The sequence below is a fragment of the Streptomyces taklimakanensis genome, from assembly GCF_009709575.1.
GTDB classification, from domain to species: domain Bacteria; phylum Actinomycetota; class Actinomycetes; order Streptomycetales; family Streptomycetaceae; genus Streptomyces; species Streptomyces taklimakanensis.
Genome location: NZ_WIXO01000001.1, coordinates 2,059,361 through 2,083,090, shown reverse-complemented (window position 1 = coordinate 2,083,090; position 23,730 = coordinate 2,059,361). Strand labels below are relative to the sequence as shown.

Sequence of the window (23,730 nt, the reverse complement as noted above, 5' to 3'; positions counted from 1 at the left end):
ACGGACGCGCCGGGAGGGCCGGGAGGGGCCGCAGGGGCTGTCCACAACGTCCAACTCCGACCCCGGGTTTTGTACACATGCAGTGCATGACGGTCCCCCGCGGCGGAGCGATACGCTTGGCTCGTGATCAGCGAGACAGCAGCGGAAGGCAGTGCCGCCTCCGCCCCCGGTCACCCGTGGCGGGACGCCCGGGCCGCCGCCGATCATCCCTTCTGCCCGCATGACGCCCCGCTTCGGTGGACACCCGGTGTGCCGGCGTCACGCATCCCGACCCTCGACGTCACGCAACGGCGCGCGACAGGAGCCAGACGACATGCAGACCAAGCTGGACGAAGCAAAGGCCGAGCTGCTCGAACGAGCCGCCCGGGTGGCCGATGGCCCTCCCGCCGGGAGCCAACCGGTCCCCGGTCTGGACGGCGACGCCATCGGCTCGTACCTCCAGCGCTACTATCTGCACACCGCGCCCGAGGACCTCACCGACCGTGATCCGGTCGACGTCTACGGCGCCGCGGTCTCGCACTGCCGGCTGGCCAGGCAGCGTCCCCAGGGCACCGCCAACGTCCGCGTCCACACCCCCACCGTCGACGAGAACGGCTGGACCTGCACCCACACCGTCGTCGAGGTCGTCACCGACGACATGCCGTTCCTGGTGGACTCCGTCACCAACGAGCTGACCCGCCAGAACCGCGGCATCCACCTGGTGGTCCACCCCCAGGTCGTCGTCCGCCGCGACGTCACCGGCAGACTCCTGGAAGTCCTGGACGTGGAGAGCCGCGGGCAGGACGAGGAGCCGGCCCACGACGCGTTCGTGGAGTCGTGGATCCACGTGGAGATCGACCGCGAGACCGACCGCGACGCCCTGCGGCGGATCGCCGACGACCTGCGGTGCGTGCTCTCCGACGTCCGCGAGGCGGTCGAGGACTGGCAGAAGATGCGTTCCGCCGCGCTGCGGATCGCCGACGGGCTGCCCGACGAGCCGTTGCCCGGCGACCTGCCCGACCAGGAGGTCGAGGAGGCCGGGGAGCTGCTGCGCTGGCTCGCCGCCGACCACTTCACCTTCCTGGGCTACCGCGAGTACGAACTGGTCTCCGAGACCACCGGGGGCACCGAGGAACTGCTGCTCAGCGCCGTCCCCGGCACCGGACTGGGCATCTTGCGCTCCGATCCGCGGCACGACGAGGGCGAGGACGGCGCGGCGGGTTCCGACGAGGCCGCCGGCGCCGAGGAGGGCTCCGGCCGGTCGCACGAGCCCCCGCACGCCCACCCGGTCTCGCCGTCCTTCAACCGGCTCTCCGCCGACGCCCGCGCCAAGGCCCGGGAACACCGGCTGTTGGTGCTCACCAAGGCCAACAGCCGTGCCACCGTGCACCGTCCCTCCTACCTCGACTACGTCGGAGTGAAGAAGTTCGACGAGGCGGGCAACGTGGTGGGCGAGCGTCGCTTCCTGGGCCTGTTCTCCTCGGCCGCCTACACCGAGTCGGTGCGCCGGGTGCCCGTCATCCGCCGCAAGGTCGAGGAGGTCATCGCCTCCTCCGGTTTCACCCCCGACAGCCACGACGGCCGCGACCTGCTCCAGATCCTGGAGACGTACCCGCGCGACGACCTCTTCCAGATCCCGCCGGACGAGCTGCGCGACATCGTCACCTCCGTGCTGTACCTCCAGGAGCGCCGCAAGCTCCGGCTCTACCTGCGCCAGGACGAGTACGGTCGCTACTACTCCGCGCTGGTCTACCTGCCGCGCGACCGCTACACCACCGCCGTGCGGCTGCGGCTGATCGACATCCTCGCCGAGGAGCTGGGCGGCAGCACCGTCGACTTCAGCGCCTGGAACACCGAGTCCGTCCTGGCCCGGCTGCACTTCGTCGTCCGCGTCCCGCAGGGCACCGAGCTGGCCCAGCTCACCCAGGCCGACGTCGAGCGGATCGAGAGCCGACTGGCGGAGGCGGCCCGCTCCTGGGCGGACGGCTTCTCCGAGGCGCTGGTCTCCGAGGTCGGCGAGGAACGGGCGGCGCGGCTGGCGCAGCGTTACGGGGGCGCCTTCCCCGAGGGGTACAAGGCGGACTTCCCGCCCCGCGCGGCCGTCGCCGACCTCCAGTACGTCCAGAAGCTGGAGCGCGGCGAGGGCGTCAGCGACTTCGCGCTCAGCCTCTACGAACCGGTCGGGGCCGGACCGGGCGAGCGCCGTTTCAAGATCTACCGCACCGGCGAGCCGGTCTCGCTCTCCGCCGTCCTGCCGATCCTCCAGGCCATGGGCGTGGAGGTGGTCGACGAGCGTCCCTACGAGCTGCGCTGCGCCGACCGTTCCCGGGCGTGGATCTACGACTTCGGGCTTCGGATCCCGGCGAAGCACGCGTCGAACCTGGACGGCGACGCCCGCGAGCGTTTCCAGGACGCCTTCGCCGCCGTCTGGCGCGGCGACGCGGAGAGCGACGGCTTCAACGCCCTGGTGCTCTCCGCCGGGCTGACCTGGCGGCAGGCGATGGTGCTGCGCGCGTACGCCAAGTACCTGCGGCAGGCGGGTTCGCCCTTCAGCCAGGACTACATGGAGGACACCCTCTGCCACAACGTCCACACCACCCGGCTGTTGGTCAGCCTCTTCGAGGCCCGGCTCTCCCCGGACCACGCCGCCGCCGGCCACGAGCTGACCGACGGTCTGCTGGAGGAGTTGGACGGGGCGCTGGACCAGGTCGCCTCGTTGGACGAGGACCGCATCCTGCGCTCGTTCCTCACCCTCGTCAAAGCCACCCTGCGCACCAACTACTTCCAGCCGCGCGACTCCTCCGGCAGGCCGCACGCCTACGTGTCGATGAAGTTCGACCCGCAGGCCATCCCGGACCTGCCCGCGCCTCGCCCGGCGTACGAGATCTGGGTGTACTCGCCGCGGGTGGAGGGCGTGCACCTGCGGTTCGGCAAGGTCGCCCGAGGCGGCCTGCGCTGGTCCGACCGGCGCGAGGACTTCCGCACCGAGATCCTGGGGCTGGTGAAGGCCCAGGAGGTCAAGAACACGGTGATCGTGCCGGTCGGGGCCAAGGGCGGCTTCGTCGGCAAGCGGCTGCCGGACCCCTCGACGGACCGCGACGCCTGGCTGGCCGAGGGCATCGCCTGCTACAAGACGTTCATCTCCGGCATGCTCGACATCACCGACAACCTGGTGGGCGGCCGGGTCATGCCTCCCGAGCGCGTGGTGCGGCACGACGGGGACGACACCTACCTGGTCGTCGCGGCCGACAAGGGCACCGCGGCCTTCTCCGACATCGCCAACGAGGTGGCCACCGCCTACGGCTTCTGGCTGGGCGACGCGTTCGCCTCCGGCGGATCGGCCGGCTACGACCACAAGAAGATGGGCATCACCGCCCGCGGCGCCTGGGAGTCGGTGAAACGGCACTTCCGCGAGCTGGGACACGACACCCAGACCGAGGACTTCACGGTCGTCGGCATCGGCGACATGTCCGGCGACGTCTTCGGCAACGGCATGCTGCTCAGCGAGCACATCCGGCTGGTGGCCGCCTTCGACCACCGGCACATCTTCCTCGATCCGAACCCGGACCCGGCCGGCTCCTACGCCGAACGCCGCCGGCTGTTCGAGCTGCCCCGCTCGTCCTGGGCCGACTACGACATCTCGCTGCTGTCGCCCGGCGGCGGCGTCCACCCCCGCTCGGCCAAGTCCATCCCCGTGAACGCGCAGGTGCGCGAGGCGCTGGGCATCGAGGACGGCGTCACCAAGATGACCCCGGCCGAGCTGATGAAGGCCATCCTCACGGCGCCGGTGGACCTGCTGTGGAACGGCGGCATCGGCACCTACGTGAAGGCGTCCACCGAGACGAACGCCGACGTCGGCGACAAGGCCAACGACGCGATCCGCGTGGACGGCCGGGACCTGCGGGCCAGGGTCGTCGGCGAGGGCGGCAACCTGGGCCTGACCCAACTGGGCCGCATCGAGTTCGCGACGAAGGGCGGGCGGATCAACACCGACGCCATCGACAACAGCGCGGGAGTGGGCTCCTCCGACCTGGAGGTGAACATCAAGATCCTGCTCAACTCGCTCGTCACCGGCGGCGACATGACCGTCAAGCAGCGCAACGCCCTGTTGGCGGAGATGACCGACGAGGTCGCCGAGCTGGTGCTGCGCGCCAACTACGCGCAGAACGTCGCGCTGGCCAACGGGATGCGTCAGGCCGCCGGCCTCCTCCACGCCCACCAGCGGTTCATGCGGGCCCTGACCCGGGAGGGGCGGCTGGACCGGCAGCTGGAGTTCCTGCCCGGCGAGCGGCAGATCCGCGAGCGACTCACGCACGGCCACGGCCTGACCCAGCCGGAACTGGCGGTGCTGCTGGCGTACGCCAAGATCGCCGTCACCGAGGAACTGGCGGACACCGGTCTGCCGGACGACCCGTATCTGCAGAAGCTGGCGTACGCCTATTTCCCCAGCGCGTTGCGCGAACGTTTCCCCGAGCAGATCGAGCACCACGCCCTGCGGCGCGAGATCATCACCACCGTCCTGGTCAACGACACGATCAACACCGGCGGTTCGACCCTGGTGCACCGGATGCGGGAGGAGTCGGGCGCCTCGGCCGAGGAGATCGTCCGGGCGCACGTCGCGGCCCGGGAGATCTTCGGTCTCTCCCGCATCTGGGACGACGTGGAGGCGCTGGACAACAGGGTCGCCGCCGACGTCCAGACCCGGATCCGGCTGCACTCCCGCAGGCTGGTCGAGCGCGGCACCCGCTGGCTGTTGAACAACCGGCCCCAGCCGCTGAAGCTCGCCGAGACCATCGACGTCTTCCGCGAGCGGGTGGAGATCGTCTGGTCCGAGCTGCCCAAACTGCTGCGCGGTGCCGACCTGGAGTGGCACCAGAACGTCAACGACGAGCTCACCGCGGCCGGGGTCCCCGGCGAGCTGGCGCTGCGGGTGGCGGGCCTGTCCTCGGTCTTCCCCGCCCTGGACGTGGTCGCCGTCGCCGACCGCACGGGCCACGAGCTGTTGGACGTCGCCGAGGTGTACTACGACCTCGCCGACCGGTTGGGCATCACCGAACTGCAGGACCGGGTGAGCGAGTTGCCGCGCTCGGACCGTTGGCAGTCGATGGCCCGCGCGGCGATCCGCGAGGACCTGTACGCCGCCCACCAGCTCCTCACGGCCGACGTGCTGGCCGCCGGGGAGGCCGGGGCCACACCCGAGCAGCGCTTCAAGGCGTGGGAGGAGAAGAGCGCGGCCGTCCTGGGGAGGGCCCGGGCCACGCTGGAGGAGATCCGCGAATCGGACACCTTCGACCTGGCGAACCTGTCGGTGGCGATGCGCACCATGCGCACGCTGCTGCGCAGCAACCGCTGACGCGCCGCGCGGAGAAGCGGGGGAGGGGCAGGCCCACCGGGCCGTCCCTCCCCCGTCGCGCGCACCGGCGGGCTACTTCACCGCGCCCGCCATCACGCCCGAGACGAACTGCCGCTGGAAGGCGAAGAACACCAGCAGCGGAATCACCATCGAGACGAACGCGCCGGAGGCGAGGACGTCGATGTTGTTGCCGAACTGGCGCACCTGCTGCTGGAGCGCGACCGTGATCGGCGGATCGCCGGAGTCGGCGAAGATCAACGCCACCAGCATGTCGTTCCACACCCACAGGAACTGGAAGATGCCCAGCGAGGCGATCGCCGGACCGCCCAGCGGCAGTACGACCCGGGTGAACAGGCGCACCTCGCCCGCGCCGTCCAGCCGTGCCGCCTCCAGCAGCTCGCGCGGGATCTCGGCGAAGAAGTTGCGGAGCAGGAAGATCGCGAACGGCAGGCCGAACGCGGTGTGGAAGACGACGACGCCGACGGTGGTCTCGAAGATGCCCAGCGAGTCGAAGAGTTTCGCCACCGGGATCAGCGCCACCTGCACCGGCACCACCAGCAGGCCGACCACCGCCAGGAACAACCGGTCGCGGCCGGGGAAGTCCATCCAGGCGAAGGCGTAGCCGGCCGGCGAACCCACGACCACGACCAGCACCGTGGAGGGCACGGCGATCGCCGACGTCGTCAGCAGGGAGCCGGTGACGGCCTCGTTCTCCAACAGTGCGCGGTAGTTGGCGGCCGTCAACTGCGACCAGTCGCCCAGCACCGTCCACCACCCTGAGGCGGCGATGTCGGAGCGGTCGCGGAGGGACGACAGCAGCAGTCCGGTGGTCGGCAACAGCCACAGGAAGGCGATCACGACCAGGGTGAAGCGCACCGCCCAGTGGCCGACGAGGGCGGTCGGTCGCGAGGCGAGCGGTCGCCGCCCTCCCCGCCCGGCGGACCGCTTCCGGCCCACGGGGTCGTTCCCGGACGGGGCCTCGGAGAGGGTGCTCACCATCGGTTCTCCCTCCGCAGCCGCCGGATGTTGAAGATCATCACCGGCACCACCAACAGCAGCAACAGCACCGCGATGGCGCTGCCCACGCCCTGGTCGGCGCCGGTGCCGAAGGCCGTGAGGTACAGCTGGAGCGCCAGGACGTTCGCGTCGGACTGGGTGGCCCCCGGGGCGATGACGTAGACGAGATCGAAGATCTTCAGCACGTTGATCATCAGGGTGACGAGGACGACCGCGAGCACGGGAGCCAGTACCGGCACCGTGATCCTGCGGAAGACCTGCCACTCGTTCGCGCCGTCGACCCGTGCCGCCTCCAGCAGTTCGCGCGGCACGCCCGCCAACCCGGCGGCGATCAGCACCATCGCGAAGCCCGCCCACATCCACACGTAGGACGCGATGACGGCCGGGGTGACCAGGGACGGGCCGAGCCAGTCGACACCGTTGTACGCCTCGGCGAAGTTGGCGGCCGGCAGCCGCAGCAGCGCCCCGTCGGCCTCGGTGGGGAGGGCGTAGGTGCCGTCCTCGCCGGTGGTGGCGGTGGCGACGACCTCCCCGTCCTTGACGGCCTCGACCCGCACCCCTTCCAGGGCCTTCTCACCCGGGTCGATCACCCCGGGCTCGCCCCCGCCGCCCTTGGTGAAGTCCACCCAGACCGTGCCGGCGACCTCGCCGCCGGAGGGCTCGACCGCCCTGGCGTCGGCGGCGTCGGTGAGGTCTTGGGGCGGCACGCCGACCAGCGGCAGATCGGCCGGGCCGGCGGCGTCCACCGCGGCGGTGGTGGTGTACGAGCCGTCGGACTCCTCCAGGCCGGCGCCCGGTCGGGGCCGGGCGCCGGGCCAGGCGGACGCCTCGTCGAAGGTGTCGTGGATCCCGACCCACACGGCGTTGGCCACCCCGCGCTGCGGGTCCTGCTCGTAGACGAGGCGGAAGATGATGCCCGCGGCGAGCATCGAGATGGCCATGGGCATGAAGACGATCAGCTTGAACGCCGTGCTCCAACGCACCCGTTCGGTCAGCACCGCGAAGATCAGGCCGAGCGCGGTGCAGACGGTCGGGGCGACGGCCATCCAGATCGCGTTGTTCCTGATCGCGGTCAGGGTGCCGTCGTCGGTGAACAGTTCGACGTAGTTGCCCAGGCCGACGAAGCCGGTGCCGGAGGCGTCGAAGAGGCTGCGGTGGACCGAGTAGACGATGGGGTGGACGACCAGGGCCCCCAGCAGCACCAGTGCGGGCAGCAGGAAGCAGGCGGCCGCCCAGGGGCGGGTGCGGAGGGCGGAGACGCGGCGCGGCCTTCGGGGGGCGGACGGGCCCGGTCGGCCGGGGGCCGTCGGGCCGCCCGCCGTGGCGGTCGACATGACAGTCGCTCCCTGTCCGCCGTCAGTCGCCGTACGCCTTGGCCGCCGCGGCCTCCAGCGCCTTCTGGGCGCCCTCGACGTCGTCGGGGTCGGCCAGGAAGTCCTGGAGCGCCTTCCACTCGCCCTCGCCCTTGGTGCCGCCGAAGGCGGCCGGGGCCTGGTCGGACATATCGAAGCGGAAGTCGTCGCCCGCGGCGATCAGCGCCTCGGCGATGTCGCGCTGCACGTCGTCGGGGTAGACGGCGGTGTCCAACTCCTTGTTGGGGGAGATGAAACCGCCTCGCTCGGCCCAGATCGCCGCGGCGTCGGTGGAGGCGAGGAAGGTGAGCAGGGCGTGGGCTCCCTCGGTGTCCCTCAGCGCCACCGCCGCGTCGCCGCCGCTGACCACCGGGGACTCCTCGCCGACCGCCGGGAAGGGGAAGACCTTGGCGTTCTCGCCGACCTTCGACTCGGTGTCGGCGATGGTGACGGCGACGAAGTCCCCCTCGTAGACCATCGCGGCCTGCGGGGCGTCGGGCTCGGCGAAGACCCGGGTGACGGACGCGGGGAACTCCGTGCGCAGCGCGCCGTCGTTGCCGCCCGCCAGCAGCCCGTCCGAGCCGAACAGTTCGCCGAGGGTGGTCAGGGCCTCCTCGACGGAGGGGTCGGTCCACTTGATCTCGTGCTCGGCGAGTCGGTCGTACTTCTCGGGGCCGGCCTGGGAGAGGTAGACGTTCTCGAACCAGTCGGTGAGCGTCCAGCCGTCCGCGCCGCCGACCGAGACCGGTGGGACACCGGAGTCGGAGATCGTGCGGGCGGTTTCGAGGAACTCGTCCCAGGTCTTCGGTTCGCTCACGCCCGCGTTCTCGAAGGCGGTGGTGTTGTACCAGACCAGGGACTTGTTGGCGGCCTTGAAGTAGACGCCGTACTGCTCGCCGTCGTGGGCGCCGAGGTCCCGCCACCCCGGGGAGAAGTTCCTGTCGAGCTGCTCCCGGGTGGCCTCGTTCACGGGCTTGATCCAGCCCTTCTCGGCGAACTGGTGGAGCACGCCGACCTGCGGCAGCATCGCCACGTCCGGCGGAGCGCCACCTTCGATCTTGGAACCGATGAAGGTGGCGACGTTGTCGCCGGTGGGAACGGAGTCGACCTCGGCCCCGGTGCGCTCCTCGAACTCGTCGAGCACCCGGCGGAAGTTCTCCTGTTCCGGGCCCGTCCACACGGCGGCCACCTGGAGCCTCTGCCCGTCCAGTTCGGGGAGTTCGACGGTGGGCTCCTGCTCCCGGGCGGAGTTTCCGGCGTTTCCGGCGTTTCCGGAGTTCCCGTCGCCGGCTCCGCCGCAGGCGGCCGTCAACGACAGCGCCAACGCCGCGGCCAGGGCGGTCCCCGCTCTCAGGGCCCGCGATCGAGTTGTACGGACAGAAGTGCGCATCGCTCACCGTCCCCACTGTGGGCACGGCCGGTCGTCGAACGGCCGTGTCGTACGTCCCGTGCGGTCAGTCCTACGCCTCGACACCCCGCCCGGCAATACCGCTTGGCGCACCGGCTCGCCGTTCGTGACCGGCTCGTGACCCACCGAAACTCCCGCCCGTTACGGAATGCAGCGGTCCGGTGCGGGACGGCGGGGACGGCGGGAACGGTCGTTCGGCGCTCACAGCAAGGGGGGAGGCGGAGGAGCGCCCGCCTCGCGCGCCGCGCGCTCGATCGCGCTGGCCAGCAACGCCAGGTCGGTGGGCCCGTTGCCCAGCTCGCGGACGGGACGCCGGGTGGGCGGGTCGCCGACGCGCGCCCAGTCCAGGGGAACCACCGTGGGCCGCAACGTCGCCGTCCGGGGTATGCGGCCCGAGACCCGACCGGCCTGGAAGGCCGTCACCGAACCGTCCGGCCGGTGGAGCACACCGCGTCCGGGCGGCACGCCCTCGGCGGCCGAACCGCCGTCCCCACCCAGGAACACCCGCAGGGGCGCGCCCCGGTCGGCGGCCGTGTGCTCCGTGTGCTCCGGGCGGCCGGTCGCGGCCAACAGATGGACGCCCAGCCGGGCGCCGTCCCGTGCCACGGCCTCCAGCGCGCGTACCACCGAACCGGCCGCCGGACGGCCGGGGTTGCCCAGCGCGGGGGCGACCAGGGTGTCGAAGTCGTCGACGACGACCACCACGCGGGGCAGGGGACCGGGTGCTCCGCCGCCCCCGCCGCTCTCACCGTCCCCGCCGGCCACGGGGAGTTCGCCGGGGAGCTCGCCGCGCGACCGGAGCGCGAGGGTGCCCCGGTCCGTGCCGTACCGCCCCTCCCGGCCCGGCCGTTCGTCCCCCGGGCCGCCGGACACCGGAACCGGACCCGTGCCGGGGGCCGGGACCTGTGCCCGGTGCGGGGGCCGGTGCGGGGGCCGGCCCACACCGGGCCCGCCCCCGGTCCGGCGCTGGGCCACCACCCGGGCGGCCGGGCCGGCGGCGGCGCGGTGCCGCGCCCACGCCTCCCGTGCCGCGTATGCCTCGTAGGGGAGGTCGCCCAGCATGTCGGCGCGGCGCTTCAGCTCTCCGCTGAGGGCCTGGGCGAACTCCCGCATCCGCACCGGATCCCCTGCGGGCAGGTACGTCGAGGCGTGCGGGAGGTCGCCGCAGGGCCGCAGCCCGTCGCCGTCGCCGTCCACCAGGACCAGGGAGAGCCGGTCCGGCCGCTCCCCGGCGGCCAGCGAGGCGGCCAGGGAGCGCAGCAGTTCCGTCTTGCCGGAGCCGGCCGGGCCGCCGATCAGCAGGGGGCCGCGGTCGGCCGCGAGGTCGACGGTGACCGGGCCGCGCGTTCCGGCGCCGAGAACCGCCCCGGCGCGCGGGCCGACGGGGCCGCCGGGCCCGCCGGGGACACCGGCTCCGGCGGGAGCACCGTCCGGGCCGGGACCCCGGCCCGCCGCCCGGGGCGTTCCGTCCGCCCGCTCCACCGGGTCGTCGGCCCAGCGGGCCAGCAGTGCGGCGGGCGTGGCCCGTGCCAGCCCAAGCTCGTCCAGCAGCCGCGAACTCTCCGGCAGGGGGACGGGACGGGCCGCGGACGGGCCGTCGGTCGCGTCGGCCTCGCGCAGCGGGGCCAGGGCCCGCGCGAAGCGCTCGGCCCAGGCCGCCGACACGCCGTCGACGCCGGCCACCGGCGCGGTCGCCGGGTCCGTGCCGCGCACGACCAGCCGGACCGCCGTGGCGACGGCGCCGCTGAGCAGGCCGACGGCACCGCAGGAGCGGAAGGCGGGGGAGACGGAGGCCGCCGCCCGGAGGGTGTCGGCGAGCGGAGAGGTGGGAGTGGCGGCCGGGGTCTCGGCCAGGCACAGCAGGTGCACGCCGGCGGACGGGCCGTGCGCGGCCAGCCGGGAGACGGCCTCGCGCAGCTCGGCGGAGCCCGGGTCCCCGTCGACCACGGCGACGGTCGACGGGCCCCGGACCGAGCCCGTTCCCGGAGCGGCGGCCGGGGCGTCCAGCCGTTCGAGCAGCTCCTCGACGCGGGCGGCGGCCTGCTCGTGGTCGTACGCCAACAGCAGTCGGCAGTCCTGGCCGTGTGCCGGGCGCAGGTGCGGCAGCCAGCCGATCCAGGACCAGTCCCCCTCCCGCCCACCGGCTCCGTCGCGCGCGCCGCCGGGCGCCCGCCCCGGGGCGATCAGCACGATCTCCAGGGTGCTCGGCCCGTGCAGGGCGGCGAGCTGGGCGAGCACCGAGCGGGCCAGGGGCAGCAGCCGGCCGCGGGGCCCGGCCAGTCCCAGCGAGCCCGTCCGCCGCAGACCCACCGCCACCGGCGCGACGGCACCGCCCGCGCCGCGGACCGTGCCCAACCGGACGGCCAGCGCGTCGGGGTGGTCGATGCCGCGCTCCCACAGCCGGGGGCCGGGGCCCACGGCGGTGAGCAGGATCTCGGACGGATCGGGCAGCCGGTGGTCCTCCGGCACGCTCCGGGCCGGGGCCGCGGGGGCGTCGGGCCCACCGGGCGCGCCGGCCGGTTCCTCCGCCCGTCCCCCGGCCAGCCGTCGGGCCCAGGAGCCCAACCCGCCGCGCCCGCGCCGGTCGGCGGGCCGGTCCGTGTCGCCCCGGGGACGGGCGAGGCCGGCGCCGTGGGTGCCGCCGCCGGCGGGGAAGGGGTGGGCGGCGCGTTCGTGCTCGGCCTCCTCGGCCGCCCGCGCCGGATCGGGGACGTACGGGGTGGTCGCCCCGCCCGATCCGTACGGTGGCGCGGGCGGGGCCGGGGCGATGGTCGCCGTGCCCAGTCCGCCGACCGTCTCGGCCGCCGGCGTCCGGCCGGGGGGACCGGTGGTGCCCCGCGCCCCGTCGGGCGTCCCGGCCGGCGGGGCGATCCGGAGCCGCCCCTCGCCGTCGGGGAGGGTGGCCAGGATCCGGTCCGTCCCCTCGTCCGCGTCTCCCGACCGGAGCCGTACGGCGGACTCGCCCAGCCGCAGCGTCGCGCCCGGCGGCAGCGGCACCGGGCGGTCGTGCACCGCGGTGCCGTCCACGGTCGTGCCGTTGGTGGAGGCCAGGTCGGTGACGGTCGCCGTGCCCCTGTCCGGGACGGTGATCGCGCAGTGCAGCCGGGAGACGTCCGGGTCGTCCAGCGGCACGTCGGCCTCGGCCGAGCGACCGAGGCGCACCTGTCCGCCGCGCAGCAGATGGACGCCGCCCGCGTCCGGCCCGGCGACGACGTGCAGTCGGGCCCGGGCGCCACCGGGCGCCGGGCCGTGCCCCCAGGGGGCCGTCGGCCCGTACAGCGAGACCACCGCGCCGTCCACCAGCGGCGGCACCCCGAGCATCTGGCGGTCGGCGTCCAGTCGGCGCGCCCCGGCGAAGACCGTCACCGCGTCGCCGGAGGGGACGGCGGGCGCGGCTCCCGCGGCGGCGGCGGCAGCGGCGAGGGCGCTCGTCACGGCGGAGAGGGTCGTGCCGGGAGGGGCGGTCACGAGCACGTCGCACCCGCCAGCGGTCGGCTCCGCGTGGCCGCCGCGCGGCCCGAGGACGGTCAGCCGGATCTGCATCGACATCGGCCCCTCTTCAGTCCCGTGATGCTGGATGCATCCTCGCACCGACCACTGTCGGTGCGTCCACGATCATCCACCGAATGATCTTGATTGGTCGGCTCCGGATGAAAAAGTGGCCGGTACTTGTCTGTCCGCCGAGTGTTTCGGTCCGGTATGGGTCACCATCCGCGTGGCCGCCGTCCCTCACCTCTCCCGATCGGGCTTTCCTCCACCGCTTCTGCCCGGTTCCGCACGGCGTACGACCGCGCCGTGGCAACCGTTCGCCGCACCGTCGCGTCTCATGGGACGTCACGTGGGACGGGCCTGCTCGACGGCCGGAAACGGGCGGAAAGCGAACCGAGGAAGACCCGCGGGGAAAAGAAGCGGACAACAGGGGGCGCCGGAGGCGGCGCCACGGGGCGGACGGAGGGACGGCGGACGCGCGGACCGGCCCGGCGAGCCGTGCCCGAGCCCTCCGCTCCCCCTCCCTTCCCGCATTACAGTGGGCCGCCGGGGCGCCGTACAGTGGGCCGCCCCGGCAGTTGTGGACAAAACCAGGGAGCGCATGACGTGCGGCCGGTAGGCAGCAAGTACCTGCTCGAAGAGCCGCTCGGACGCGGCGCCACGGGCACCGTCTGGCGCGCGCGCCAGAGGGAGACGGCGGGCGCCGAGGCGGCCGTGGCCGGGCACCCCGGCGAGACCGTCGCGATCAAGGTCCTCAAGGAGGAGCTGGCGAGCGACCCGGACGTGGTGATGCGTTTCCTGCGGGAGCGCTCCGTCCTGCTCCGCCTGACCCACCCCAACATCGTCCGCACCCGCGACCTGGTGGTCGAGGGCGAGCTGCTCGCCCTCGTGATGGACCTGATCGACGGGCCCGACCTGGACCGTCACCTGCGGCGGAACGGCCCCTTCTCGGCGGTCGGCGCGGCGTTGCTGACCGCCCGGATCGCCGACGCGCTGGCCGCCAGCCACGCCGACGGGATCGTGCACCGCGACCTCAAGCCCGCCAACGTGCTGCTCGCCGGCTCCGAGGACGACCCCGCCGGGCTGTGGCCGATGCTCACCGACTTCGGCATCGCGCGCCTGGCCGACTCCCCGGGCCTGACCCGCACCCACGAGTTCGTCGGCACCCCGGCGTACGTGGCGCCCGAGTCCGCCGAGGGGCGGCCGCAGACCTCCGCCGTGGACGTCTACGGCGCGGGCATCATGCTGTACGAGCTGGTCACCGGCCGTCCCCCCTTCGGCGGCGGCACCGCGCTGGAGGTCCTCCAGCGCCATCTGAACGAGGAGCCGCAGCGTCCGGGCAACGTGCCCCTGCCGCTGTGGACCGTCATCGAGCGCTGTCTGCGCAAGAACCCCGACGAACGCCCCGGCGCGGAGGACCTCGCCCGCGCTCTGCGGACGGTCGCCGCCGGCATCGGCGCGCACGCCACGCCCGCGCAGGCGGAGGCCGCCATGGGCGTCGGCGCGCTGCTCGGTCCGGACGCCCCGGCCACCCCGGCGTCCGGGGACGCGCAGGGCCCGGCGGGGGCGTCCGACCCGACCCGCGTGCTGCCGACCACCGGTGGCCCCGGCGGTGACGGGCCCTCCCACGATCCCAACGCCGCCACCAGTGTCCTGCCGCACGCCGCCGGCCCCGGGCAGGGCGGTCAGGACGGTCGGGGCGACACCGGCGCCTTCGACCCCACCCGGGCCATGCCCCCGGTGCCCTCGGGGGCACCGGAGGGGCAGGGCGGATCCGGTGGGGGCCCGAGCCCCGAGGAGCCGCACCCCTGGCAGACCCAACTGCGCGCCGCCCGGGACCGCAACGAGCAGACCCAGGTCCAACCGCTCGACCCGGAGCTGGACCCGCTGCGCCGCCGCCCCCGGCGCAGTCCCGCGCCCCCGCCGCCCCAGCAGTACGGACAACCGGAGCCGCCCGGGCAGTACCGGCAGCCGGAGCCGCCCCGGCAGGAGCCGCGGCAGCCCCGGCAGGCGTACGCCCCCGAGCCGCTCCGAACCCCGGAACCGCAGCCGCGCCGGCAGGAGCCACCGCGCCCGCCCGAGCCCCGACAGCCCCGGCAGCGGCGCGGCGCCAACCCGATGCGCATCCCGGGCCTGGGCTGTCTCAAGGGCTGCCTGTTCATGGTGTTGATCGCCGTGGCGATCTCTGTCCTGGTCTGGAACTTCACCCCGCTGCCCGAGTGGTGGGACCAGGGTCGGCAGTTCTGGGAGGACACCAAGAACTGGATCGGTGACGTCTGGGCGTGGTTGGAGGACCTGGTGGGCGCCGGGCAGGAGGCCGCCGACAAGGTCGAGGACGTCCAGAACGACGTCCAGGACGTCCGGGACGGCATCGACGACGTCCGGGAGAACCTCCCGGACGCCCCGGCGGGCAACGGCTGACCGCGTGACGGGACGGCCCGCGCCGTGCGGCGGGATGGCTTTGTCGACTTTCGGGACCGCAATTCCGTCCCCGGGACGACGGTTGCCGCCATCCGAGGGGCGCGGAACCCCGTCCGCCGCGTAGTTTTGTCGCCATGTCACGGAAGATCGGCAGTCGGTACACCGCCCACCGGATCCTGGGCCGGGGCAGCGCCGGCACGGTGTGGCTGGGCGTGGGGCCGCAGGGCAGCCCCGTCGCCGTCAAGCTGCTGCGCGAGGACCTCGCGTCGGACCAGGAACTGGTGGGCCGCTTCGTCCAGGAGCGCGCCGCGCTGCTCTGCCTGGACCACCCGCGCATCGTCAAGGTGCGCGACCTGGTGGTCGACGGCAACGACCTCGCCCTCGTCATGGACCTCGTGCGCGGTACCGACCTGCGCACCCGGTTGGAGCGCGAGCGCCGCCTCGCCCCACAGGCCGCCGTCGCCATCGCGGTCGACGTCGCCGACGCGCTGGCCGCCGCCCACGCGGCCGGGATCGTGCACCGCGACGTCAAGCCCGAGAACGTCCTGCTCGACGCACACGGCCCGACCGGACCGGGCGGCGCCCCACCCGCGCTGCTCACGGACTTCGGCATCGCCAAACTGATCGACGCGCCCAGCCGGGGCGGGGGCGGCAGGTCGGGGGGCCGGGTGATCGGCACCCCCGACTACGTCGCTCCCGAGATCGTCGAGGGGCTGCCGCCGCGCGCCTCCGTTGACGTCTACGCGCTGGCCACGGTGCTGTACGAGCTGCTGGCCGGTTTCACGCCCTTCGGCGGCGGGCACCCCGGCGCCGTGCTGCGCCGCCACGTCACCGAGCGCGTCGCACCACTGCCGGGCATCCCCGACGAGCTGTGGCGGCTGCTCAACCAGTGCCTGGCCAAGGCCCCCGCCTCCCGGCTGCGGGCCTCGGAGATGGCCGCGCGGCTGAGGGAGGTGCTCCCGTCGCTGGCCGGACTGCCCCCGCTCGACATCGACGAGCCCGAACCGGAACCGGAGGCGTACGGAGAGCGGGACGCCCACGGCACCGATCACGGCACCGACCTCCCGTACGAGGACGGACCGTACGGAACGCCCGGACGCGGCGCCGTCCCGCTCGTCCACGGCGGCCCGGCCCCCGACTCCACCCGCGACACCCACACCAGCATGCGCGTCCCCGGCGCGGACGAGTTGGCGGGCGGGGCGCACGGCACCGCCCGCGCCCCCCGCGCCCACGGCAGTCCGCGCGCCGGTTCCGCGCGCCACCGGGCGGCCGAACGCCGCCGTCGCGTCAGGCTCGGTGTGACGGCCACGGCCCTCGCCGCCGCGCTCGGTATCGGAGGGTGGTTGGTGCTGGGCGACGACGGCGAGGGCGGCGGCGGTGGTCCGGCCGCCCCGTCCTCCTCCACCGAGGACGAAGCTCCCGAGGCCCCCTGAGCGCGCCGGTCCGACCGGCCCCGCCGACCCCCGCGCGTCCGCTGCCGACCGCCCCGCCACCGGGCGGCCGGCAGCGGGCCGCGGACGCTGCGGAGGCAACGGTTCTCCCAGCCGTTAGGCTGGAGGCGTGGCAGTCGTCGACGTATCCGAAGCTCTGAAGTCCCTCTCCTCCACCATGGAGTCGATCGAGGCCGTTCTCGACCTCGACAAGTTGAGGGCCGACATCGCCGTGCTCGAGGAGCAGGCGGCCGACCCCAACCTGTGGAGCGACACCGAGAACGCCCAGCGGGTCACCAGCAGGCTGTCCCTGCTCCAGGGCCAGCTCCGCAAGGTCGAGGAGCTGCACGGCCGCATCGACGATCTGGAGATCCTGTTCGAGCTGGCCGAGACCGAGGGCGACGCCGACGCGCGGGCCGAGGCCGAGGCCGAGCTGCGGTCCGTCCAGAAGGCCGTGGACGAGCTGGAGGTCCGCACCCTCCTCTCCGGCGAGTACGACCCCCGCGAGGCCATGGTCAGCATCCGCGCCGAGGCCGGTGGCGTGGACGCCGCCGACTTCGCCGAGCAGTTGATGCGCATGTACCTGCGCTGGGCCGAGCGCAAGGGCTACCCGACCGAGGTCCTGGACACCTCGTACGCGGAGGAGGCGGGCATCAAGTCCACCACCTTCACCGTCAAGGCCCCTTACGCCTACGGCACCCTCTCCGTCGAGCAGGGCACCCACCGCATGGTGCGCATCTCGCCCTTCGACAACCAGGGCCGCCGCCAGACCTCCTTCGCGGGCGTCGAGGTGATGCCGGTCGTCGAGCAGACCGACCACATCGAGATTCCCGAGAACGAGATCCGGGTCGACGTCTTCCGCTCCTCCGGACCCGGTGGCCAGTCGGTCAACACCACCGACTCGGCGGTGCGAATGACCCACATCCCGACCGGCATCGTCGTCTCCTGTCAGAACGAGAAGTCCCAGATCCAGAACCGCGCCGCCGCCATGCGCGTCCTCCAGGCCCGTCTGCTGGCGCACCGCCGGGCGGAGGAGCAGGCCAAGATGGACGCCCTCAAGGGGGACGGCGGCAACTCCTGGGGCAACCAGATGCGCTCGTACGTCCTGCAGCCGTACCAGATGGTCAAGGACCTGCGGACCGAGTACGAGGTCGGGAACCCCCAGGCCGTCCTCGACGGCGACATCGACGGTTTCCTGGAGGCGGGCATCCGCTGGCGCAAGCAGCAGGAGCAGAACGCCGGCTGAAACCGGCGCACGGTTGTACAAGTCCGGTCACAACCCGGCTGTCGAGTGCCCCAACTGTCGCACCAACACGGACATTTCGCGTGGTTCCAGCTTGACGGGGCCGTCTTGCCTGGGAAAGCATGCGGGCTGGCATGCGCGTGCTCGGGGCGCGTGGGCACGGGGGTGGGCAGAGCCCGACGGAAACCGGTCGCAGGCTCGGCACGACGGACCCCGGCACGCAGGGAACCCCGCACGGCTGCCCCACTGACGAGTACAACTACTGGGGGTAGTTGGCATATGACCAATTCCAAGACGCGGCTGCGTGTCGCGAGGGTCGCCGCGGGTGCGGTCTTCCTCGCGGGCGTGTCGCTGACCGCCGTCGGCACGGCGTCGGCCCTCGACGGCTCGGAGGGCTCTTCCGGCGGCGAGACCGTCGCCGGCGCCACCGGCGGCGACGACTCCACCGGTGGCGGTGACACCACCACCGGCGGCGATGACGGAGTCATCGAGGGCGTTGTCCAGGGTCTGGTCGAGGGCGCCACGGGTGGCGACTCCACCGGTGGCGACGAGTCCACGGGCGGTATCGGTGGCAACGGTGGCGGTGACACCACCACCGGTGGCGACGAGTCCACGGGCGGCATCGGTGGCAACGGCGGTGGCGACACCACCACCGGTGGCGACGAGTCCACGGGCGGCATCGGCGGTAACGGCGGTGGCGACACCACCACCGGTGGCGACGACTCCACGGGCGGCAACGGTGGTAACGGTGGCGGTGACACCACCACCGGTGGCGACGAGTCCACGGGCGGCATCGGCGGTAACGGCGGTGGCGACACCACCACCGGTGGCGACGACTCCACCGGTGGCACCGGCGGTAACGGTGGCGGTGACACCACCACCGGCGGTATCGGTGGCAACGGCGGTGGCGACACCACCACCGGTGGCGACGAGTCCACGGGCGGCACCGGCGGCACCGGCGGCACGGAGCCGGCCGGTACCGGTGGCAGCGGAGTCGACGACGGGACGGACAACGCGCAGACCTGTGTGTTGGACGAGTCCAGCGTGAACTGCGGCACCGACACCGACTCCGTCGGCACCAAGCCGATCAGCCAGGAGAAGCCGAAGGAGGAGCTGGCCAAGACCGGTGCCGGCGAGACGACCCTCCTGCTGGTCGGAGCGGCCACGATGATCGCCGGTGGCGTCGGCTTCCGCCTGATGCCGCGCCTGGCGAGCCGCGGCACCGTCGCCTGAACCGTCCGTCCGGTGCGCGTCCGTCACAGCCGGTGACGGACGCGCCGGGGTGGTGACGCGGAAGCGGCCGACACGCGCGACGAGGGCCCGGGACGCGTGGGTGTCCCGGGCCCTCGTCATGTCCTCGCCCACGGGTGGGTGGGGGCCGTCGGCCCGTCGCCCCGGCAGGAGCCGTGGAGGCGGTCTACACCGCCGCCTGGCGCGCCAGCAGGGCCACGGCGATCAGGGTGAGCAGCAGTGCCGCCAAAGCCGTGGGGGAGAGGGAGGCCGGCGAGAACGGTCCGTTCTCCCGGTGCACCCGCTCGCGGTGCGCACGGCACACCGAGCAGCGCCCCTCACTCACCGGCCCCGCGCAGTTGGCGCACACCAGTCGGTCGCACGTCATGCGATGTCCTCCTTATGTAGCGCCAACGTCGCCGGGCGGTCCTCTGTTCCCGGCCGCCGTTTCCGGCGCCCGCCCCCGGGAGTCCGGAAGCTCTGCCTCCACTGTGCCGGCGATCGGACCGGAGCGCAGAAAGCCGGGGTCAACGCCTGTCATGTGACTGGTTTGTACCTGGTTTGTGCCCGATGGCCCCGTGATCGCAGCCACCAACACCGGACGCCGACTGCGGAGTCCACGCCCCTTCGCGTAGTGTCACCACACCGACGGGGGTCCACTCCGCGGCTTCCGCTGCCCCTACCCAGGTCGACGTGGTGTAAATCCGTGATCCGATTCGACAACGTCTCGAAGTTCTACCCCAAGCAGAACCGCCCCGCCCTCCGTGACGTCTCCCTGGAGGTCGAGCGCGGCGAGTTCGTCTTCCTGGTGGGCTCGTCCGGCTCCGGCAAGTCCACCTTCCTGCGGCTGATCCTGCGGGAGGAGCGTGCCAGCCACGGGCAGGTGCACGTCCTCGGCAAGGACCTCGCCCGCCTGTCCAACTGGAAGGTGCCGCACATGCGGCGCCAGATCGGCACCGTCTTCCAGGATTTCCGGCTGCTCCCCAACAAGACGGTGGGGGAGAACGTCGCCTTCGCGCTGGAGGTGATCGGCAGGTCGCGCGGCGACATCCGCAAGTCCGTCCCGCAGGTGCTCGACCTGGTCGGCCTGGCGGGCAAGGAGGACCGGATGCCCGGCGAGTTGTCCGGTGGTGAGCAGCAGCGCGTGGCCATCGCCCGCGCGTTCGTGAACAAGCCGAAGCTTCTGATCGCCGACGAGCCGACCGGCAACCTGGACCCGCAGACCTCCGTCGGCATCATGAAGCTGCTGGACCGGATCAACCGCACCGGGGCGACCGTGGTCATGGCGACCCACGACCAGCAGATCGTCGACCAGATGCGCAAGCGCGTGATCGAACTAGAAAAGGGCCGTCTCGTGCGCGACCAGTCGCGCGGTGTCTACGGCTACCAGCACTGAAAGGACGCCATGCGCGCCCAGTTCGTACTGTCGGAGATCGGCGTCGGTCTCCGCCGCAACCTCACGATGACCTTCGCGGTGATCGTCTCCGTCGCCCTGTCGCTGGCCCTGCTCGGCGGTGCGGTGCTCGCGCGCCAGCAGGTCGGCAACATGAAGGGGTTCTGGTACGACAAGGTCCAGGTGTCGATCTTCCTCTGCAACGAGAACGACGCCACGTCCGACCCCAACTGTGCCAAGGGCGCGGTCACCGCGCAGCAGAAGCGCCAGATCAAGGCGGACCTGGAGAAGCTCGACATCGTCGAGAAGGTCTACCACGAGTCCGCCGAGCAGGCGTACGAGCACTACCAGGAGCAGTTCAAGGACTCCCCCCTGGCCGACTCGCTGACCCCGGACCAGATGCAGGAGTCCTATCGGGTGAAGTTGAAGGACCCGACCAAGTTCGCGGTCGTCAACACCGCCTTCTCCGGCCGCGACGGCGTCCAGGAGGTCCAGGACCAGCGGGCGTACCTGGAGAATCTCTTCCGGATGCTGGAGGGCATGAACTTCGCGGCCCTCGGGCTGATGGCCCTCATGTTGGTGGTGGCCCTGTTGCTGATCGTCAACACCGTTCGGGTGGCGGCGTTCAGTCGGCGCCGCGAGACGGGCATCATGCGGCTGGTGGGCGCCTCCAGCTTCTACATTCAGATGCCCTTCATCGCGGAGGCCGCGTTCGCGGGCCTGCTGGGCGCACTGGGGGCGGCCGTCCTGCTGGTGGTCGGGCGCTACTTCCTGATCGACGCCGGCCTGTCGCTGGCGCAGGAGATGCCGCTGATCAACTTCATCGGCTGGGACGCGCTGTTCAAGGTCGTCCCGCTGATCCTCGTGGTGGGTGTGCTGATGCCCGCCCTGGCGGCCTTCTTCACCCTCCGTAAGTACCTGAAGGTGTGATGTGACCGCGCCCGGAGGGCGTTCGGGGGCCGCCCCGAAGCCCCCGGGCGCGCTCCGGGTGTGACGAAGGACGCGGCCGCCGTGTCCGCAACCTCCCGTGCGACGCCCGCCCGTGTCCTAGACTCCGCAGCATGTCGGGTCCGTCCATGATGTCTCCACACGGTTCCCCCGGGTTCGTCGGCGGACCTTCGGACCGCGTTCCCCGGTCCCACCGCGCCCTCCGTGGGGCCGGACTGAGCCTGGTCTTCGTGGCCGCGCTGGCGACCGGAGCCGTCACCGAGTCATGGGGAGGCGTCACGGAGGGTGACGTCGTCTCGGCGGGGCACGGCACTCCCGGCGCCGGCCCCCACGGGCTCACCGCGGAGACGGGGCGCGGGGAGGAGCCCCACGATGCCGAGGAGCTGGTCAGTCGCAGCGGCGACCGTTGGTCCGCCGCCTACAGCGCCGACGAGTACGAGGGGCTGCGACGCTCCCTGAACGGCGTGTACGTCGGCGTCGGCGTCTCCCTGCGCCGCGCGGACGGCGGGCGTACGGAGGTCGCCCGTGTCCTGCCCGGCAGCCCCGCCGACGAGGCGGGCGTCCGTCCCGGCGACCGACTGCTCGCCGTGGACGGCGACGACGTCGACGGCCGCCCGGTCACCGAGGTCGTCACCATGCTGCGCGGCGGCCCGCCCGGAGCGGGCGCGGAGCCCGGCAGCCGGGTCGTCCTCGACCTCGACCGGGACGGCCGGCGGTGGGAGGAGGAGCTCGGGCGGGCGCGGCTGAGGGTCGACACCGTCACCACCACCTCCCTGGCCGCCGACACCACCCTCATCAGGATCGACTCCTTCACCAAGGGCACCGGTGGGCAGGTGCGCCGGGCCGTCGAGGACCTCGCGCCCGACCGGGGAATCCTGCTCGACCTGCGCGGCAACCCCGGCGGGCTGGTCGCCGAGGCCGCCGACGCCGCCTCCGCCTTCCTCGACGGCGGGCTGGTCGCCACCTACGGCGACGGCGACGCCCAGCGCGCCCTCCACGCCGAACCCGGCGGGAACACCACCTCGCCCCTGGTGGTACTGGTCGACGGCGGCACCATGAGCGCGGCCGAACTGCTGGCCGGTGCCCTCCAGGACCGCGGCCGGGCGGTCGTCGTCGGCACCCGCACCTTCGGCAAGGGATCGGTCCAGGTGCCGCGGGAGCAGCCGGACGGCTCGGTGGCCGAGATGACGGTGGGGCACTACACCACCCCCGGCGGACGCACCTTCGAGGAGGAGGGGCTCGTTCCGGACCTGGAGGTGCGGGCGGGGCAGAACGTCGAGGAGGAGGCCCGCACGGTATTGAGTGGCCTCGGTCCCCGGTCGTAGTGGAACAATGGCCGGGCTATGGCTAAAGAGACGGGTCGCAAACTCATCGCGCAGAACAAGAAGGCGCGGCACGACTACCTCATCCTCGACACCTACGAGTGCGGGTTGGTGCTCACCGGCACCGAGGTGAAGTCGCTGCGGCAGGGACGGGCGTCGCTGGTGGACGGGTTCGCCCAGATCGACGGCGGTGAGGCGTGGCTCCACAACGTCCACATCCCCGAGTACAGCCAGGGGACGTGGACCAACCACAGCGCTCGACGCCGGCGGAAGCTGCTGATGCACCGTGCCGAGATCGACAAGTTGATCGGCAAGCTCCAGGAGACGGGGCTGACGCTGGTCCCGCTCCAGTTGTACTTCAAGGACGGCCGGGCCAAGGTCGAGGTCGCCCTGGCACGGGGCAAGAAGGAGTACGACAAGCGGCAGGCGCTGCGGGAGAAGCAGGACCGCCGCGAGGCCGAGCGCGCGGTGTCCGCCGCGCGGCGGCGGCAGCGGGCGTAGGCGCGGTCGCCGGCCCCCTTCCCGCCCCCGACGGCTTGCGGGACGGAAACGGGGGAGGGAAGGAAAAAGGGGCCGTGGACGGGAACAAGCCGCGGCACGGTGCCGTTGGACGGGGTGTACGGCGCTCGGCGCGGGCGGCCGGGGCGGATCCCCGCGGGGGAATACGCTGGCAGCCCTCCGCGTTGATCCCGTAGAATGGCGACGGCGCCGTCCGGCCGAGCCGGACGTGCTTGTCAACTCAACATGGGGATGATCGGTTTCGACAGCGGCTGTTGAAGCAGGGGAAGCGAGCCGAGGAACGCGGCAATGATCTCGTTAACCACGTGCCGCAAAAAAATAATCGCCAACAACAAGCGCGATTCCTTCGCCCTCGCTGCCTGAGCAGCGACTCGCGAAGTGTCAGCCCAGGCGCGTTCCCGTCCTGGATCCTGGCATCAGCTAGGGAACTCACCGCATGCCCCGGTCACGGGGGTGTGTGGGACATAGAACAGTGACTGGGCCCGTCGGCGGCTTGTCCGCGTGACCGCCGGGGCCGAGAAAAGCACAGCGGACTGCGCTCGGAGAAGCCCTGGTTCTGCACCGTTGGACGCGGGTTCGATTCCCGCCATCTCCACTCGTCCCATGTGGGCGAAGGCCCCGCCGTC

Annotated in this window: 14 protein-coding genes and 1 other RNA gene; 10 read left to right on the top strand and 5 right to left on the bottom strand. The window is 72.7% G+C overall.

Going from position 1 to position 23,730, the window contains the following annotated elements; all coding sequences use genetic code 11:
- Positions 1–313: 313 nt before the first annotated feature.
- A complete protein-coding gene (locus tag F0L17_RS09060; protein ID WP_155070676.1) occupies positions 314–5,332 on the top strand; it encodes an NAD-glutamate dehydrogenase in 5,019 nt (1,672 codons plus the stop codon).
- Between the two features lie 72 nt (positions 5,333–5,404).
- Here F0L17_RS09060 and F0L17_RS09055 read toward each other — a convergent pair whose 3' ends face one another.
- From F0L17_RS09055 to F0L17_RS09040, 4 genes are all read right to left on the bottom strand, one after another.
- On the bottom strand, positions 5,405–6,331 hold the full coding sequence (locus F0L17_RS09055) for a carbohydrate ABC transporter permease (RefSeq protein WP_155070675.1): 927 nt from the start codon (positions 6,329–6,331) through the stop codon (positions 5,405–5,407).
- Positions 6,325–7,683: a carbohydrate ABC transporter permease gene (locus F0L17_RS09050; protein ID WP_155070674.1), complete on the bottom strand. Its 1,359-nt coding sequence runs from the start codon at positions 7,681–7,683 to the stop codon at positions 6,325–6,327. Before F0L17_RS09050 ends, F0L17_RS09055 begins: the two co-directional genes overlap by 7 nt.
- Before the next feature lie 22 nt (positions 7,684–7,705).
- Positions 7,706–9,091: an ABC transporter substrate-binding protein gene (locus F0L17_RS09045; RefSeq protein WP_155070673.1), complete on the bottom strand. Its 1,386-nt coding sequence runs from the start codon at positions 9,089–9,091 to the stop codon at positions 7,706–7,708.
- 219 nt (positions 9,092–9,310) lie between these two features.
- On the bottom strand, positions 9,311–12,652 hold the full coding sequence (locus tag F0L17_RS09040; protein ID WP_155073374.1) for an FHA domain-containing protein: 3,342 nt from the start codon (positions 12,650–12,652) through the stop codon (positions 9,311–9,313).
- Positions 12,653–13,204: 552 nt separating this feature from the next.
- Here F0L17_RS09040 and F0L17_RS09035 point away from each other — a divergent pair.
- The 4 genes from F0L17_RS09035 to F0L17_RS09020 all read left to right on the top strand — a co-directional run bounded on the left by F0L17_RS09035 (position 13,205) and on the right by F0L17_RS09020 (position 18,925).
- Entirely contained in the window at positions 13,205–15,019 is a 1,815-nt protein-coding gene (locus tag F0L17_RS09035) for a protein kinase domain-containing protein (protein WP_162465979.1), read from the top strand.
- A 134-nt stretch (positions 15,020–15,153) separates the two neighbouring features.
- Positions 15,154–16,452, top strand: a complete 1,299-nt coding sequence (locus tag F0L17_RS09030) for a serine/threonine-protein kinase (RefSeq protein WP_155070671.1) — start codon at positions 15,154–15,156, stop codon at positions 16,450–16,452.
- Positions 16,453–16,579: 127 nt separating this feature from the next.
- Entirely contained in the window at positions 16,580–17,695 is a 1,116-nt protein-coding gene (prfB, locus tag F0L17_RS09025) for a peptide chain release factor 2 (RefSeq protein WP_162465978.1), read from the top strand.
- Positions 17,696–17,971: 276 nt separating this feature from the next.
- Positions 17,972–18,925 (top strand): collagen-like protein, encoded by a 954-nt coding sequence (locus F0L17_RS09020; protein ID WP_155070670.1) that lies wholly within the window; start codon positions 17,972–17,974, stop codon positions 18,923–18,925.
- Positions 18,926–19,109: 184 nt separating this feature from the next.
- Here the strand turns inward: F0L17_RS09020 and F0L17_RS09015 are convergent, their stop codons facing one another.
- On the bottom strand, positions 19,110–19,310 hold the full coding sequence (locus F0L17_RS09015) for a hypothetical protein (protein WP_155070669.1): 201 nt from the start codon (positions 19,308–19,310) through the stop codon (positions 19,110–19,112).
- A 318-nt stretch (positions 19,311–19,628) separates the two neighbouring features.
- Between F0L17_RS09015 and ftsE the strand changes: the two genes are divergently transcribed.
- The 5 genes from ftsE (at position 19,629) to ssrA (ending at position 23,702) form a co-directional block, all read left to right on the top strand.
- Positions 19,629–20,318 carry a cell division ATP-binding protein FtsE gene (ftsE, locus tag F0L17_RS09010; protein ID WP_031510745.1) on the top strand — a complete coding sequence of 230 codons (690 nt, stop codon included), beginning with the start codon at positions 19,629–19,631 and terminating at the stop codon, positions 20,316–20,318.
- Positions 20,319–20,327: 9 nt separating this feature from the next.
- On the top strand, positions 20,328–21,245 hold the full coding sequence (gene ftsX, locus F0L17_RS09005) for a permease-like cell division protein FtsX (RefSeq protein ID WP_155070668.1): 918 nt from the start codon (positions 20,328–20,330) through the stop codon (positions 21,243–21,245).
- A gap of 131 nt (positions 21,246–21,376) precedes the next feature.
- Positions 21,377–22,588 (top strand): S41 family peptidase, encoded by a 1,212-nt coding sequence (locus F0L17_RS09000; RefSeq protein WP_238419304.1) that lies wholly within the window; start codon positions 21,377–21,379, stop codon positions 22,586–22,588.
- An 18-nt stretch (positions 22,589–22,606) separates the two neighbouring features.
- Entirely contained in the window at positions 22,607–23,086 is a 480-nt protein-coding gene (gene smpB / locus F0L17_RS08995; RefSeq protein WP_155070667.1) for an SsrA-binding protein SmpB, read from the top strand.
- A 245-nt stretch (positions 23,087–23,331) separates the two neighbouring features.
- Positions 23,332–23,702, top strand: a transfer-messenger RNA (tmRNA) gene (ssrA, locus tag F0L17_RS08990).
- Positions 23,703–23,730: the final 28 nt, after the last annotated feature.

Excerpts from the sequence above, each read along its gene's own strand:
- F0L17_RS09060 (WP_155070676.1), top strand. The coding sequence starts at position 314 with ATGCAGACCAAGCTGGACGAAGCAAAGGCCGAGCTGCTCGAACGAGCC.
- F0L17_RS09055 (WP_155070675.1), bottom strand. The coding sequence starts at position 6,331 with ATGGTGAGCACCCTCTCCGAGGCCCCGTCCGGGAACGACCCCGTGGGC.
- F0L17_RS09050 (WP_155070674.1), bottom strand. The coding sequence starts at position 7,683 with ATGTCGACCGCCACGGCGGGCGGCCCGACGGCCCCCGGCCGACCGGGC.
- F0L17_RS09045 (WP_155070673.1), bottom strand. The coding sequence starts at position 9,091 with ATGCGCACTTCTGTCCGTACAACTCGATCGCGGGCCCTGAGAGCGGGG.
- F0L17_RS09040 (WP_155073374.1), bottom strand. The coding sequence starts at position 12,652 with ATGCAGATCCGGCTGACCGTCCTCGGGCCGCGCGGCGGCCACGCGGAG.
- F0L17_RS09030 (WP_155070671.1), top strand. The coding sequence starts at position 15,154 with ATGTCACGGAAGATCGGCAGTCGGTACACCGCCCACCGGATCCTGGGC.
- F0L17_RS09020 (WP_155070670.1), top strand. The coding sequence starts at position 17,972 with ATGACCAATTCCAAGACGCGGCTGCGTGTCGCGAGGGTCGCCGCGGGT.
- F0L17_RS09015 (WP_155070669.1), bottom strand. The coding sequence starts at position 19,310 with ATGACGTGCGACCGACTGGTGTGCGCCAACTGCGCGGGGCCGGTGAGT.
- ftsX (WP_155070668.1), top strand. The coding sequence starts at position 20,328 with ATGCGCGCCCAGTTCGTACTGTCGGAGATCGGCGTCGGTCTCCGCCGC.
- F0L17_RS09000 (WP_238419304.1), top strand. The coding sequence starts at position 21,377 with ATGTCGGGTCCGTCCATGATGTCTCCACACGGTTCCCCCGGGTTCGTC.
- smpB (WP_155070667.1), top strand. The coding sequence starts at position 22,607 with ATGGCTAAAGAGACGGGTCGCAAACTCATCGCGCAGAACAAGAAGGCG.